Origin of the sequence: Paenibacillus ferrarius (genome assembly GCF_002027705.1) — a bacterium.
In the GTDB taxonomy this organism is placed as follows: Bacteria; Bacillota; Bacilli; order Paenibacillales; family NBRC-103111; genus Paenibacillus_E; species Paenibacillus_E ferrarius.
This window is the reverse complement of record NZ_MBTG01000047.1, coordinates 1-15226: the sequence shown is the minus strand read 5'-3', so window position 1 is coordinate 15226 and position 15226 is coordinate 1. Positions and strand designations below refer to the sequence as shown.

At 48.3% G+C, this 15226-nt stretch carries 11 protein-coding genes and 1 pseudogene; 4 read left to right on the top strand and 8 right to left on the bottom strand.

The window, feature by feature from the left end:
* Positions 1-79: 79 nt before the first annotated feature.
* Together BC351_RS33985 and BC351_RS33980 are read right to left on the bottom strand one after the other, a co-directional pair.
* Positions 80-880, bottom strand: a pseudogene (locus tag BC351_RS33985) (exo-alpha-sialidase); the annotation flags it as partial.
* A 58-nt stretch (positions 881-938) separates the two neighbouring features.
* Entirely contained in the window at positions 939-1154 is a 216-nt protein-coding gene (locus BC351_RS33980; RefSeq protein WP_079419454.1) for a hypothetical protein, read from the bottom strand.
* 71 nt (positions 1155-1225) lie between these two features.
* On the opposite strand from BC351_RS33980, the gene BC351_RS33975 reads away from it, so the two are divergent.
* Together BC351_RS33975 and BC351_RS33970 are read left to right on the top strand one after the other, a co-directional pair.
* Positions 1226-2125: an SDR family oxidoreductase gene (locus BC351_RS33975; protein WP_079419452.1), complete on the top strand. Its 900-nt coding sequence runs from the start codon at positions 1226-1228 to the stop codon at positions 2123-2125.
* 91 nt (positions 2126-2216) lie between these two features.
* A complete protein-coding gene (locus tag BC351_RS33970) occupies positions 2217-4190 on the top strand; it encodes a hypothetical protein (protein ID WP_244209266.1) in 1974 nt (657 codons plus the stop codon).
* 70 nt (positions 4191-4260) lie between these two features.
* On the opposite strand, the gene BC351_RS33965 is transcribed toward BC351_RS33970, so the two are convergent.
* The 6 genes from BC351_RS33965 to BC351_RS33940 form a co-directional block, all read right to left on the bottom strand.
* Positions 4261-5820, bottom strand: coding sequence for an extracellular solute-binding protein (locus BC351_RS33965; RefSeq protein ID WP_244209265.1), 1560 nt, complete (start codon positions 5818-5820; stop codon positions 4261-4263).
* A gap of 77 nt (positions 5821-5897) precedes the next feature.
* Positions 5898-6773 carry a carbohydrate ABC transporter permease gene (locus BC351_RS33960; RefSeq protein WP_079419450.1) on the bottom strand — a complete coding sequence of 292 codons (876 nt, stop codon included), beginning with the start codon at positions 6771-6773 and terminating at the stop codon, positions 5898-5900.
* A gap of 11 nt (positions 6774-6784) precedes the next feature.
* Positions 6785-7741 carry an ABC transporter permease gene (locus BC351_RS33955; RefSeq protein ID WP_079419448.1) on the bottom strand — a complete coding sequence of 319 codons (957 nt, stop codon included), beginning with the start codon at positions 7739-7741 and terminating at the stop codon, positions 6785-6787.
* 151 nt (positions 7742-7892) lie between these two features.
* The gene (locus BC351_RS33950) at positions 7893-9758 is read right to left on the bottom strand and encodes a cache domain-containing sensor histidine kinase (protein ID WP_079419446.1); all 1866 of its coding nucleotides are present in this window, start codon (positions 9756-9758) and stop codon (positions 7893-7895) included.
* 14 nt (positions 9759-9772) lie between these two features.
* Positions 9773-11386, bottom strand: coding sequence for a response regulator (locus BC351_RS33945; RefSeq protein WP_079419444.1), 1614 nt, complete (start codon positions 11384-11386; stop codon positions 9773-9775).
* Positions 11387-11474: 88 nt separating this feature from the next.
* Positions 11475-12539, bottom strand: a complete 1065-nt coding sequence (locus BC351_RS33940; RefSeq protein ID WP_158082322.1) for a LacI family DNA-binding transcriptional regulator — start codon at positions 12537-12539, stop codon at positions 11475-11477.
* Positions 12540-12745: 206 nt separating this feature from the next.
* On the opposite strand from BC351_RS33940, the gene BC351_RS33935 reads away from it, so the two are divergent.
* Positions 12746-14176: an FAD-dependent oxidoreductase gene (locus tag BC351_RS33935; protein ID WP_208629885.1), complete on the top strand. Its 1431-nt coding sequence runs from the start codon at positions 12746-12748 to the stop codon at positions 14174-14176.
* 16 nt (positions 14177-14192) lie between these two features.
* Positions 14193-14804, top strand: a complete 612-nt coding sequence (locus BC351_RS33930) for an SGNH/GDSL hydrolase family protein (protein WP_158082321.1) — start codon at positions 14193-14195, stop codon at positions 14802-14804.
* The last annotated feature ends 422 nt before the right edge of the window (positions 14805-15226 follow it).

The window sequence follows — 15226 nt, the reverse complement described above, 5'->3', positions numbered from 1 at the left end:
CGGCGATAGAGACACGCAAAAAAAAGACCGCCACCTTATCGCATAAGCGAAGGCTGACAGTCTTAATCTGATTCGTCTCTTACGGAGCTTCAATCCATGCTTTACTCATCCGCGCAAGCGAGATCTTACTCCCTGCGGGCTTTTCATAACATACAAAAATCGTTTTATCCGGCGCTACGCCGATATCTGAGTAGCCATTGGTACCAGCATAAATCTCTTTGGACTTATACCAAGTAGTCGCATCATCATTGCTCATTCTTATGGTCACATTCGTTCTGGTGCTGATATTCGCCGGGTTCGTGAACAGAATGGTCGAGGCATCATATCTCTGAATGCTTCCTTGCACGACAGGATCAATCAAGGTTGTATCGGATACTGGCGTGCTCCAAAGGCCATTGACACCTGTGGACGTGGATATCGCCCTGTAATCACTGCCGGGATTCCTCATATTCGTCATTATTTTGCCATTGGACAGCTGTACCATCATATTCTCGTGAATCAATGAGAAGCCTGAAGGATTCGGCACTTTCGAGCCGGCATTCCAGGTCACACCGCCATCTGCGCTGTAAATCGAAGCTACCGTTGAATTCGTCCAATTGGCCGTAGTCAAATAAATCGGAACGAGCAATACACCATTGCTCATTTGAATCCCATGCCCTGGCCCCATTCCCGCTCCCGCTAGGTTAGCAAAATAATTAACACTGGTTGATGTCTTGTAGGAAGCAAGCACCAAAGTGATGTCCTGGGCTGTTCCCCACGTAACACCATCGTCCGTACTGGTTCGGATATAATATTGACAATTGCCCCAAATCCAACGGCTCCAAAGCAGATATACCCGACTTCCCGTATTTTCGGCAATCAACATGGGATTCATTTCGGCATAGCCTTGTGATTTCCCTGGCGGGGGCTTCTTTTTACTTGTTGCTTAAAATAGGACTCTACCGTTTCCTTCTTCCTATTTGCTGTATGATTTTATCAAAGTAATAAATAAGTTTGGCTTCAATTATTGCGTAGACAAAAGAAAGAACAATAAGTAATAGCGCTTGTACAAGCAATTGGCCTTGAAAAGCGTCTAACAGCTTCAATAAAGCAGCAAGATATAAGATGAATAATGTAAATTTAAGCAGCGCATTTTTCATTTTCTTCATCCCCATCTTTTGGTAACTCTTCTGTAACTAGGTGAATATCCTGCCTATGAGTACGCAATAACAGGAGGATAACCTTTATGTACCCCATATACCCTTATTATGGTGAAGAAAAAAAATGCGAGCTTACTCCCCTATCTTTTCCTCCGCAGCATCAAGACCGCCAGCCAGGCTTTGAATATGTGATGGATCCGCTGCCGATCTCGGATAACCCGTCTTATGTCGGAAGCGGCAAGCTCTTGAATAAAGTAGCCATTATTACAGGGGGAGACAGCGGGATTGGCCGCGCAGTGGCCATTGCCTTCGCCAAGGAAGGCGCAGATGTGGCCATTCCTTATTTCGATGAACACGAGGATGCCGCGCAGACTTCCCGCATGGTGGAGAAATATGGCCGGCGCTGCTTGCTTTTGCCGGGTGATCTGCGCGAAGAAGCTTGGTGCCGGGAAGCCGTCTGCCGAACAGTCGAGCACTTCGGCCGATTGGATATCTTGGTCATTAACCAAGGCGTGCAATTTCCTCAGCCGAATATTACCCATATAACACGTCAGCAGCTGGAGGATACGTTCCGAACGAACATCTTTCCGAATTTCTTCCTCACCCAAGAAGCATTGAAGCACTTGAAGCCAGGAAGCTCAATCATCAGCACAACTTCAGTTACCGCTTATGCCGGAGCACCGCTCCTGCTTGATTACTCCTCATCCAAAGGAGCTATCGTTTCCTTTACGAGATCATTGTCCCTGCAATTGGTCCAGCATGGTATCCGAGTGAACGCCGTTGCTCCCGGCCCCATCTGGACTCCGCTTCAACCAGCCAGCTACCCGGCCGAATATATCAAAACCTTCGGTGTTGACACACCGATGCGCCGTGCAGGCCAACCCTTCGAGTTGGCTCCAACCTATGTCTATTTGGCATCGGACGACTCCGGCTATGTGACTGGTCAAGTGCTGCATGTAAACGGTGGCACGATGACAGAAACATAAAAGAAAAGCTGCCAGCTGGCAGCTTTTTCTAGTATAACGCATTTTATATGGTAAAATAGTGAAAAAAAGTAATAGAGAAGGAGACTCCGCTGTGATCCGAACAAAACTAGCGTTAACGCTCTTATTGGGAATAAGTATGGCGACAACAGCAGCTCTTCATCAAGCAGCAGCTTCTGAATATGAAGATACTCCTACGGAAGCCGCAGACGGGATTCATATTCCCAAGAGTTTGACGCTGCTGGAAGATACGCCCTATTATGTGATTCCCAATGCCTTGAAAAATAAAGCCGAAGGCTCGTTCTCTCCTCAGGTGGTTGAAGTTGTAGAAGCCGAATCAGGCTGGGCAACCAATCCAAGTTGGTGGAAAATTCATACCAGCAACGGTGATAGGTGGGTGAAAACATATCCACAATCGATCGATGTGCCTCCTCCTCCCTCCATCACGCTTCTGGAGAAAACGCCGATCTATGCAAACCCTAAAGACAATACCCCCTCTTCGGCTGTATTGTCTCCGCAGGAGGTTGTTATTGTAGGAGCTGAAAAGCAATGGTTTTATAGTCCTTCTTATAAGGAAAGCAAAGATAAATGGTTGAAGATACAGACAAGCTGGTTGGGCGATCAGTGGATTCATTTGCCTGTCAAGAAAATCGGTTCCTACCAAGCGGCAAACAAGAGAAAATACTACCCGCACGTGGAAGTCAGCGACTTACCCTTTATGAACTATCCTTCATCAGAACAATATGCATCTTACATTGAAAATCAGATTCTAAGCGAAGCAGGGGAATTCCGCTCTCCGGCAGGCAGCATCTACCAGATTCATACGGATAAAGGGCTGCAATGGACTCCCTACTCCGGTCAGCTTGTGATAGACAAGGATGATACGATCCAACGTCATTTGCCAGCTCCCTTATTTTCTGCCCCTTCCGAGTATGCTCAGGAACCGATCCTAATTGCACCCCAGACGCTCAAAGTATTCGAGGAGATTCAACAATATCAGTTCAACAGGGCGAATAACGTTTGGTATCATGTAAAGGCAAACGAAGGCGAGGGCTGGTTTAATCCAAGGTTCGCGGATCCCGAAGATGCCAAGCCTGAAAGTGCAACCATTGAATTGCGTTCGACCACGACGGGACTGCTTCGCTATCCGGATGAAAATATCCTTTTGAACAACGGTATCCTAGGCCCCCAATCCTTACATCCGCTTGCATCTTGGACCAATTCAGACGGCATTCAGTGGTTTCAAATATCTACATTCCTTGGCAATGCGTGGATTACACTGAATCCTCAGTTGGATCGCATTCATCCAGCCGGCAGAGAGCTGGATAAGCCTATCATCGGTGATATAAGCAGTAAGGGAGCTTTATACCTGAATGACAATAACCTTACATTCGGTAACACCAAAGTAGGGTACGATTTAGACGGACAGTTATATCTCGATTCCTCCTTTCTAGCGAAAATGTATCATTACGTCCTAACGGGTCCGAGTCAGGATAACAAATGGACATTCGACGATGGTTTAGGCTACTCTTTCCAAATAAAGCCCGGCGAACAAGAAGCGGTTCTGTTCTGGCAGGGTGGAAACCCGCGAAAGCTGCCGCTATCCACTGCTCCAACAAGCTCCTCAGCTAACGGTGTGCCCAATCTGGGCATCGAAGATATGAGAACATTGCTCGGCGCCACCACACAGATCCAGCCGAACCACAGCGAAGTCATCTTGAGCGAGGTTCAATATACGTTCGAGGCCTTCAATCCGCCTGCTGCGGCGGAAGGCAATAGCTTACATCTTTCCGTCCTTAGCTATGATAATGAAAGATTAGCACCATATGAAGTAAGAAATAGCTTAAAACTGTACGTCTACGATCGGAATTCATCTGATTTGCCGGGGACATCCTCCGAACCAGTGGTTGCCTCCAATAAGAGGCTCTATTACTTGAACTACGCCACCGTACTTAACGATATTTCCTTAAATAAGCAGTTGAAGCCAGGAGTGAACCACTTGAAGGCTGTTTTCAAGGTGGGGGAACGTGTGCTTCTAGAGCGCGACTTCGATGTACAGTCGCAATGACCTTAGCCCAACCCCTTCAGCAGCCGCTGGAGAGGTTGGGCTTTATCATAATCTGGTGATATCAATTCTGTTATTTCTTCACGGTTGCATACCAGTCATTCACTTCTGTGAAGCTTGCGTCTCCACCTGATGCTTTGAATTTTGTAATGAACGCATCAATACCGCTCATCGGCTCAGCCCCGAAAATCAGCTTCGTTGTATAATCGCTTGACATCGTATTCAATTGCAGGAAGTTTTTCGAGAAAACGGCCATATACGGCGCATAGCCTAATTGATCGACGACTTTCGTCGACGCCGGTGCCAATCCGTTCATTAGGTTCCACCCATCGAACAAACGCATATCCTTGCGAACACGGGCCTGCCAGTACGTCGGATAATTTTTGTCATCCGTACCCATCAAGAAGTTGTTCGCTTGGTTACGCTCTTCCGTAAAGATCGGCTGAATCGGCGTATACGTGCCGTCTTTGAACGTATAATGCTTATTTTCCTCGCCGATCGCCATCTTTTTGAAGGTTTCCTTCTCAAGCTTGGCGTTCATCCACTTGATCGCATCTTCCGGATGCTTGGATGCTTTCGGGATGAACGTAATGCGGTCAAAACCTCTGGCAGCGGATAACGCCGCTTTGCCATCTTTGCCTTGTAAGGCGGACAGAAAGCCAGCTTTCGCAGTTGGAACATTTTTGACCAAAGCATCCATGATTACCGGAACATCCGACCAGTTCAACATAATGATCCCTGCTTTGCCGCTTGTGAATTTCTCTTTGGCGGTAGCATCCTTATTCGCTGCAAACTCTTTATCGATCAAACCTTGTTTGAATAAATCGGCAACGAAAGCCGTATAGTCCTTGAATGCCGGATCCATCACCCGAGGGATCAGCTTGCCATTCACATCATTCCAATAGTTCGGCATGCCGAAAGCGCCTACAATATTGCTGATGAAGGAGGCTTCTCCACTCATGGTCAGCCCGATATTCTTGTCGCCGTTTCCGCCTGGATCTTTCTCCTTGAAGGCTTTAAGGACAGCCACAAGCTCATCAAGTGTCGTTGGCATCTTCAGGCCCACCTTATCCAACCAATCCTGACGAATAAACAAGCTGGTTGAAACCGCATTTAAACTTTTCGTTGGAATTCCATAAAGCTTCCCATCCACTTTGGCTGCTTCCAGCGCTTCCGGGTCAACAGACGCTTTAATGTTGGGTCCAAATTTATCAATAAGCGGTCCCAAATCGACCAAAGCACCTTTTTTGGCATAATCGGAGTAAACCGCTTTGAAATCCGTTGATCCTACTGTTGTTATGGCATCATAGGGTTCGCCGGAAGCGATCAGGATATTTAATTTATCCTGCGGTTTATCCTGCGGCAGCATGTCATACTGAACTTTGTACCCTGTAGCTTGCTCCAGGAATTTGGCTACCGGATACGTATTGTAGTCATCCTTTTGCCAAATCTGCAAAGACTTCAGTTCAGGCTTTGGACCTGCTGCCGCAGGCGCTGCGGATGCAGCGGTGGATGCCGCTGGTGAAGATGAGCTCCCGGAGCTGGCGCCTCCCGAGGAACAAGCGACAAGCGATGAAGCGGATAAACAAGCTGTAAGCGTGACGAGCATCAGCTTTCTGTGTTTTTTCAACATACATAAACCCTCCCTATGTCATTATGTAACTATATCATTAAGCCTACGATGAGAGCATCTAGGGCGTTAACGCTGCGTTAGCCTTTCACAGATCCAATCAGAACGCCTTTGACAAAATGCTTTTGCAGGAACGGATATACCAGCAGCATGGGAATTATAGAGGCAATAACGGTAGCCGAACGAATGCCTTCCGGTGATATATTCATCATTTCATCAACGCTTTTATTCAGTGCGGAAGAGCTGTCTGCATCCATAACAATATCGCGAAGATAGAGCTGCAAAGGCTTGAGGCCCGGATTGGAAATGTACAGCATCGGGTGAAAATAGTCATTCCAGAAATACACCGCATAGAACAGCGCGATCGTCGCAATCACCGGCGTGCTCAAGGGAAGAATGATGCGGAACAGGATCGTGAAGTTGCGGGCGCCGTCCATTTTGGCTGACTCCTCCAGCGCTTCCGGCAACGATTCATAATAGCTTTTGATGACCAGCATGTTGAACACACTGATTAGAGCTGGCAGCATCAAGGACCATAGATTATTAATGAGATGGAGTTCTTTCATAAGCAAATAATTCGGAATAATGCCACCGTTAAACAACATGGTGAAGATGAACATGAGCAGGATGAACGGTATCCCGGGGAGATGTCTTTTGGATAAAGGATAAGCTGTCAATGCTGTCAGTAGGATGGCGAGCACCGTACCCACAATCATCACCAGCAAAGAAACCGAAATGGCATGCAAGAATTGGCTGGATGACACCACATATTTCATCGTATCTAACTGAAATCCGACAGGAATTACGCCTACCTTACCGGAAATAACGGCGGATTCATCACTTAATGCTTTGGATAGGACGTTGACCATGGGCAGCAGCGTAAGCAGCCCGGATAGCAGCAAAGCCGCATACACACATACATCCATGGACCAATCGCCAATTGTTTTCTTTTTCATCGCTGCACCTCCTACCAAATGCTTCGCTTGACCACTTTTTTGCTAAGCTCGTTGCCCAGCACGATCAAGAGGAATCCGATAACGGAATTGAATAAACCTACTGCCGTGCTGAAGCTGTAATCCTGCTGACCCAAACCTTGGCGGTAAACAAAAGTTCCAATCACATCACCGGATTGATAAACAACGGAATTATACATCGTTAAGATTTGCTCGGTTCCCGCTTCCAGCAAGTATCCCAGCCGCAGGACAAGAATCAGGATGATCGTTGGGATGATACCCGGAAGCGTAATATTCAACATCTGACGAATACGTCCGGCTCCATCAATGGATGCCGCTTCATACTGTTCTTGCTCAATACCGGCAATCGCTGCAATGAAAATGATGGTGTTCCAACCGGATTCCTTCCAGCCAGCCGTAAAGACGATCACACTTCGGAAGAAGTCATTATCCAGAAAAAAGGAAATCGGTGTGCCTCCGAAATATTGAATCACATTGTTCACGAGGCCGCCGCTGGGGGAAAGTATCGTAATAAACAAACCCGAAATGATGACCCATGACAAGAAGTGCGGCAAAAAAATGATCGTTTGAACCGTTCGCTTAAACCAGCTCCTGCGCACCTCATTCAGCAGCAGCGCGATGATAATCGGTACTGGAAATAGCAAGACGAGCTTGTACAAACTGATCAGCAAGGTGTTCATGAACACTTGCAGAAATTCATCCGAATGAATCAATTTCGCGAATTGCGCCAACCCTACCCATTTGCTTCCTGTGAAGCCATCGAAAATATTGAAATCCATAAACGCAATGATGATCCCATACATGGGCGTATATTTGAATAGCAGCAAAAACAGAAGTCCGGGAATCAGCAAAACATAGAGATCTATATTCGTGCGGAACAGTTTCCACCTATTCTTGCTGACCTTCGCCGTTGCGACACGTTGTTTCACTTCCGCTGCTGTGACACTCATATCACGCTCACCTCCAAGTTGTATATTCGTATTATAAAGGGGACTGGTCTTGCAGCTGTAGATGGTGATCTTTGTGTTTCTGGTACTTTTGTAAGGTCTTTATGTATAAAAAAAAGCATTCCTCATAAGAAAAGGAATACTCGACGTTGCATTAAGCTTCTGATTCATGAGACTGGCAGCGGAATCGCGCCGTAATCGTAGTTCCCTCGCCGGGACTAGATTGGATGTGCAAACCGTAGGCTTCTCCTGAAAAAAGCTTGCTTCTCTCATTCACGTTATATAATCCGTAAGAGCTGCCGGAACCGTCATTTCGCATCGTTGGCCTAGGCTCCGTTAACAGACTTTGGGCAAGCTCAGGCTCCATGCCAATGCCATCATCTGTGACAGACAGCAGCAGGTCATCCCCTTCGACGACAGCTCGAATCGTAATTTTCCCGGTTTTCCCTTTGGATTTCCGTATGCCGTGGAGAAGGGCATTTTCTACAATGGGCTGCAGTGTGAGCTTGGGGATGTAGAAGGAGTCCAACGACCGCTCCTGTCCTTCTGCTCCCCCATCGTCATGAGCAACGCTAGTTTCAAATTCAAACTCGAAGCTTTTGGGAAAACGCGTCTGCTGAATTTCCAGATAAACCTTCGCCAGCTCCAGCTCATCCGTAACGGTGACGACATCCTTGCCTTTATTCAAGCTAAGCCGGAAATACTTGGCTAACCCGTCAATCATTTGACTAATGTCATGAGCTTTATGACCGATAGCGATCCAGTTGATCGTATCTAATGTGTTGTACAAGAAATGAGGATTGATCTGCGCCTGAAGGGCACGAAGCTGGGCCTCACGCTCCTGCATCTTGGATTTGTACGTCTCCTCCATTAAATTCCTGACACGATGAATCAGATGATCGACGCTTTTCTCCAGTAAGTTGATGTCCCCATCTGACGTGCCATACCTCTCATCCAATCCCTCAATACCCTCTCGTTTAATCACTTTAATGACGGTTTGCACGCGACGATTCATCCCACGCACAATAAAAGCCAGCAAAATAAAAACGAGAATGAGAAACAGAACCGTTACCCCTGTTAATGTCGCCACACTGGAAATTTGATTTAACGAAGCGGCGCGCGAGCTGATCCCTTTCTTCGGCACCTCTGCTACCAGCTTCCACCCTGTTGCGCTGATCGTTGTATAGACAACATACTGCTGGCTGTTATCCTCCTCTATGGCAGAGACACCTTCATTGCTTTGTTCAATCGTATTCAACACGGCACTTGATTTCAGCTTCGTTCCAAGCAACGATTTATCGCTGTGCAGGACAAGGGTTCCGTCAGGAGCCACCAAGAATACCTGCTGCTCGTTGTTCAGCTTAATATTCGAGAGGATATTCTCTAGAATTCTCGCATCCACATCAATCGATAGAATGCCAGATATATTGTCATAGTGGTCAGGATCACGCAAAATACGAAGGCCTGAGAAAATATAAGGGTCCTCATTCGGGATGTCAATAAAATGTTCCATGTAGGCACCCGTCCATACGAGAAGTCCCCCGGCATTCAGCACATCCTTGTACCACGGACTTGCTTTGATACTTTCGTAGGGGAAGAAATTCACTTTCTCATGCGAGAACAGCTTGCTGTCATCGACATATAAGCGCACACGGAACACATTCAGATTCGTTCTGGCATTATCCACCATATAACGCAGTTCATTCAAGGCATCCAATTGATCGCCATAAGAAGCCGAAGTTCGTAAATAGGTAACCAGCTTCGGATTCATAAATATCGCATTCGATGTATCGCGCAAGGAATTGATTTGGTGATTCAAATTAATTTCCGCCTGCTTCAGAGTTTGAAGCATCGTTCGCGTCACTTCTTCTTCCAGAATGCGCGAATATCGCTGAGAGTAGGCATACAGGAAAATGGAAGCCGGGATCAGGATCAGCACAACATAGGCGATCAGCCAAAGTTTTGCCGCAAGAACGCTTTTGAAAATCATGGATACGTAAGTCCAGCCTCGATGCATCATTTGCCCTACCGCCTCTACATCACTTGATCACGAAATGAGCTTGGGGTAAATCCGGTATATTTTTTAAATATTTTGCTGAAATAGCTTGGATCGGAATACCCCACTGCATAACAGACCTCATAAAACTTATTGCCCGGATCTTGGAGCAGCTCCTTGGCTTTATCCACACGCACCTTCGTCATATATTCATTGATCGTTTCGCCTGTCTCCTGTTTGAAAAGAAGGCATAAGTAGGTGGTGGAAAGGAACACTTCGGCGGCAATATCCCCGACCTGAAGATTATCCGCAAATCGCTTATCGATTAAGGCACGGGTACGTTCTATGACATTTTTGGCTTTGCCGCTGCGCTTCTCTCCGATGCGCCCGCAAACCTCAAGCAAGCGGTATTCAACCAGATGTCTCAAGTCATCCAAGGTCTCCTGTTGGAATACCTTTGTGAGCAGTTCGTTCTCTACATTCTCTGCACCTTGTTTATGAACTTGAAGCTCCAACAGAATCCGGCTTGCGAGCAGCAGCAGCTGCAAGCTTAGATTGCGTCCATAAGCAATACCGTCTGCACGGCTGTGGGAGAGTGCAAGAAAGATCGCGTGAAGCTCCTCGCGCACCTTGGCGATATCTGCCGCTTTCAGGGCAGATATCATTCGCTCATTCTGCGAGGCATCGAACCGATAGATGCTGTCCTCGCGCTGTTCTAGATTATCCATGGAAATAATCTGATTCTTCCCGAGAAACCAGCGCTGATCGGCTGCTTCCTTCGCTTGGGAATACGACTGAGGTACACTGGCAAGCTTGGAAACGCGCTCACCTACGCCGATCGTCACACTAATTTTCAAATAGCTGTAAAGACTTTGGCGAACTTCTTCCGCTAAAGTAAACAGCAAGCTCTCTTGGTCCTCATCCACAATTCGAAGAATGCCCACGAATTCGCCGATTTGATTTTCGAAGGCATAGCCGCCAATCTCTCGCTCAATCAACTCTTGCACAATATTAATCACAGAATAGGAGAGCAGCTGCTGATCTCTTTCTGACCGAGTTTGCGCCACCTCAGCAGCATTATCGATACGAATCACAATAGCTAAATAGGCTGTTTCCAGCGGAAGCTTAAGCCCGAGGAATTGAATGCGATCCTGAATCCGTCCGGGATGCTGGACTCCTTCTCGAATTAGCGACATCAGGAATTTCTCCCTAAGCAGCGGCATGCTCTGTATCAATTTCACTTGCATATCCTCAATGAGCTTCCGCTCTTGTTTCTCTGTCCGTAAGGTATCGACCACTCTTTGGATAACGACAGCCAGCTCGCTCAAATTAACAGGCTTGAATAAATAATCTACCGCTTTCACTTGCAGCGCAGATTTCAAATATTCAGCATCATCATGGCCGCTGACAAACACAATTTTGATATGCGGGAATCGTTCACTCAGCTTATTCGACATCTGAATGCCATCCATATTCGGCATACGCACATCGGTCAATACCAAATCCGGCTTCTCGCGTTCAATCAGCTCTAAACCAACGTCGCCGTCATCCGCATCTCCAATCACTTCAATTCCATAGGCTTGCCAATCAAAATAGTTGCTCAGTCCAAAGCGAACAGTCGGCTCATCGTCGATAATGACAAGTTTATACATCTCGTATTGGCCCCCTTATCACAGCAGTTCTTTATATTATAGCTTGGATAAAGCCGAGGCATATAGGAGGATCTTATGATTTCTGGTCTTATCTTGTGATAGAGGATGCCCTGTTCGTGGAAGCGACGGAAGTCGTACTCCCTTCATCAAAATCGCCTTGAATGCGAATATGTTCAAATGGCAGCGTTGGATTGGCAATTCGCCACAGCATGCGATCCGCAGCCCTGTACCCCGTCTCGCTAATGGGCAGATGAGGTCTTGTGAGCAGCGGAAGCGAATCGGACTGTTCATTCAGAAATCCGACCAAAGAAATATCTTCGGGAACGCGCCACTCCAGCTCCTGACAAAGCTCGTAGACCGTCTGTACCTCATGGTCGATTCCGCAAATAATCGCACTTGGCCTATACCGCTCCATTTGAGCCTTAAGCCCAATACGCCACTGTGCCAGATCAGTTCGTAGACCGATGGAATGCTCGGTAGGATCGATTGCGATCCCTTCCGAATTCATCGCATGGCAGAAGGCTTGCCAGCGCAAAATAAACCCCCGCTGCACTTGAATATCCCCTACATACAGGATCCGCTCATGTCCTAGGCCTCGCAAGTAAGCTACCGACTGAAAGGTAGCTTCATACACATCCCAGATCACACTATCTATTTTCACACCTGGAGGTGGGAAGCTGAGCAAGATGCGCGGTATTTGAAGCTTAAAAAGGGCTGCCTCCCACGCCTTAGGTACTATGCTGGGCGCAATAAAGACGCCGTCCGCGTAGATGACGCCATGCTCCTCCAGCCACTCGGCCATCCTCTCCTCCCTTATGTTCTGAGGCAGCATCAGCAGCTCGATGCGATGACCGAAAGAGAAAAACCGATTCTGCAAACCTTGCAGCAGCAGTCGATTATATGCAACGGACTCCGCCGTTTGCACCAAAAGAAAACGCAGCCTTTCGTTCGGATAAGGCGCAATATGATCCAGCCTAAGGCTGCGAATTTGATCCATGGTATAGTAACCGAGCTTTTCCGCTGTATGGACAATAAGCTGCCTGGTCGATTCGGACATGCCGTGTTTCCCTTTCAGAGCTTTGGATACGGTTTGGACCGTCAGCCCAAGCTCTTTGGCAATCGTTTTTAAGGTAACAGCTTTGCGGGTTGGCATGAAAAGTAACCTCCATTGTGTCCAACATAATGTGTGGTATTTCCCCGTAATCATATCACAGGGCCATTTTTAAATTAAACAAAAGTTAAACTAGTTCCTCCGAAGCTGAACACTATAATGAGAAGCATAGCCACTATAAAACTACCGTGAAGGCAGACGCAGCCTAGTTGGCTGAAGTCCGTCTCCCACTTAGGAGGAACATCTGTATGACATACACGCCGGCAACTACCAATACGAACGTCGAGTCGATGACCATCCCTGCTCAAAAGCTTCCGATCAGCCACACCCCAGACGTTGTCGTTGTTGGCGGCGGGGCCACAGGCATTGCAGCGGCAATCGCCGCAGCCCGCAACGGGGCAAGCACGCTCTTGATCGAGCAGCGCGGTTATCTGGGCGGCATGGGAACGGCAGCGCTCGTTCCTGCCTTCTGCCCGTATACCGATGGCGAGAAGCCGGTCATTCGCGGAATTGGCCTCGATTTGCTGGAGAAGATGAAGCTGGCAGCGGGCGACGATTTCCTTAACCGCTATAAAGAACAGTTGGACTGGGTGCCCATCGATGTGGAAACGCTGAAGCGCGTATACGATAAAGAAGTATTGAACAGCGGAGCCACAATCCTGTTCCATACCGTCGCTGATCAGGTGCTGCTAGACGGAGAGCAGATCAGCGGGCTTGTGATCAGCAATAAATCCGGACGCTCCGTCGTGCAAGCCAAGCTGTATATTGACGCATCGGGCGATGCGGATCTTGCTGCGCTGGCTGGCGTGCCTTTTCAAGTCGGCGGCGAGCATGGCGAGCTGCAGCCAGGTACGATGTGTTACGTGGTGACAGGTGCTGACAAAGAGCGATTCGAGCAGTTCATTCTGGAGACGGGACAGCATCCTCAGCTGGAAGCGCTCGTGACGGAGGCGCAGCTGAACGGCGACCTGCCGGAGGGACGCAAGCGGATCTCAGGTATGTCCTGGATTACGGATTCCATCGTTGGCTTTAATTTCGGACATATCTTCGATATTGATGGGACGAAAGCCGAGGACTTAACCCGTGCGGCCATCGAGGGACGACAGCTGATTAACACGCAAATGCGGTTCTTGCGCAAATATGTCCCTGGCTTTGAACACATTTTCCTTGTTCATTCCGGCGACCAGATCGGGATTCGCGAAACTCGGCGCATCCAAGGGGATTATACGCTCGTCGTAGAGGACTTCTTATCCATGCGTTCCTTCGAGGATGACATTGCACGCAATTCCTACTTTATTGATATCCATTTGGCTAATGCCGGGGCCACGATGACCATCAAGCATCTGCCAAAAGGCAAATCCCATGGCGTTCCTTATCGCTGCATGCTTCCGCAAGGCAAATCAAACCTCATCGTTGCCGGACGCTCGGTATCCTCCGATCGCCCCGTACAAGGCTCGCTTCGCGTAATGCCGAACTGCTTCGCCATGGGCGAGGCAGCAGGTGTCGCCGCCGCGATAGCCAGCGATCGCAGCGTTGGCTTCCGCGAGGTGTCCATCCCTGAGCTGCAGCGGAAGCTGGTTGAGCAAGGCGCCTACCTTGGCGAACGGCCAGGCCATGAGGAGGCCGATCAGACCGTTGTTGCAGCAGGAGCCATTGCCTTTGAGGAAGAGTGCAACTAAAGGAGGACGTGCTTGCATGCCAAAGAAATGGGAAGGTGCAGCGTGGGGAACGCTCGGTGACAGCATCACAGAAGCAGGAGGTTATCAGCCGCTCGTTCAAGAGGCTCTAGGTTTTGCGCGTGTCCTGAATTATGGCAAAAGCGGCTGCCCGATGACTGCGGGCGGAGAGCGTGATTACGGAGCAACAACACATGTGGGAAAGACGATCGATGCCTCTCTCGACTGCATTACCATCTTTGCGGGCGTAAATGACTTTCGCTTGGATAAACCCATCGGGCAAGTCGGGACAGCCGACATCTATACGTATTATGGCGCTTATACTTCGCTCATCGAGCACATCCTGACGACTAATCCACGCTGTCGCCTTAGTCTATGGACGCCGCTGCAGCGGGATAAAGATGGCTATGACATCTTCACCGTCAACGCAGCAGGCCATCGTTTGCTCGACTATGTCGAAGCTGCTCTCCAGCTTGGCCAGCTCTATGCGCTGCCTGTTCTTAATCTCTATGCCCAAAGCGGGCTGAATAAGCTGACGCTGCCCTGCTTTACCTCGGATGGCCTGCACCCGAACGAGGCTGGACATCGGCGAATTGCGGACATGGCCATTCCTTTTTTGGCTGGATTGTAAGGCCCATCTGGAGGGTGGGCTTTCCCTGACAAACTGCCTCCTCTAGGAATGAGAGCATCTCGGCCTCCACCTCTTGGACAGGTATAACGAAGGAATGTAAGGGCTGCGACCCGTTGAGTCATGGGAGGGTAAACCACCAAGAGACCGTGGAGTCAAACGTGCACATATGGGAAAATGAGGAATTAATAACACTTCCTCTATTCCCGCATGCCCTCTTGATGATTTTAGAGAAACAGCTCCCTCATCTTCTAGAGAACCCTGCTTCAAGAATGATGTAATCCTACGAATGAGCGAGTATATGCAAGAAAAACGCTAAGAACAGAGGGAGGGAACTACAGTACGCTATTCAGCGGAAATACCGGCTAAATAGGCATGAAAGGGAACTGGAGTACGCTATTTCCCCAAAAAAAGCCTGAGAACGT

Bases quoted from the DNA above. Each gene is read 5' to 3' on its own strand.
- BC351_RS33935 (WP_208629885.1), top strand. From the start codon at position 12,746: ATGACATACACGCCGGCAACTACCAATACGAACGTCGAGTCGATGACC.
- BC351_RS33940 (WP_158082322.1), bottom strand. From the start codon at position 12,539: ATGCCAACCCGCAAAGCTGTTACCTTAAAAACGATTGCCAAAGAGCTT.
- BC351_RS33965 (WP_244209265.1), bottom strand. From the start codon at position 5,820: ATGTTGAAAAAACACAGAAAGCTGATGCTCGTCACGCTTACAGCTTGT.
- BC351_RS33980 (WP_079419454.1), bottom strand. From the start codon at position 1,154: ATGGGGATGAAGAAAATGAAAAATGCGCTGCTTAAATTTACATTATTC.
- BC351_RS33930 (WP_158082321.1), top strand. From the start codon at position 14,193: ATGCCAAAGAAATGGGAAGGTGCAGCGTGGGGAACGCTCGGTGACAGC.
- BC351_RS33975 (WP_079419452.1), top strand. From the start codon at position 1,226: ATGTACCCCATATACCCTTATTATGGTGAAGAAAAAAAATGCGAGCTT.
- BC351_RS33960 (WP_079419450.1), bottom strand. From the start codon at position 6,773: ATGAAAAAGAAAACAATTGGCGATTGGTCCATGGATGTATGTGTGTAT.
- BC351_RS33955 (WP_079419448.1), bottom strand. From the start codon at position 7,741: ATGAGTGTCACAGCAGCGGAAGTGAAACAACGTGTCGCAACGGCGAAG.
- BC351_RS33950 (WP_079419446.1), bottom strand. From the start codon at position 9,758: ATGATGCATCGAGGCTGGACTTACGTATCCATGATTTTCAAAAGCGTT.
- BC351_RS33945 (WP_079419444.1), bottom strand. From the start codon at position 11,386: ATGTATAAACTTGTCATTATCGACGATGAGCCGACTGTTCGCTTTGGA.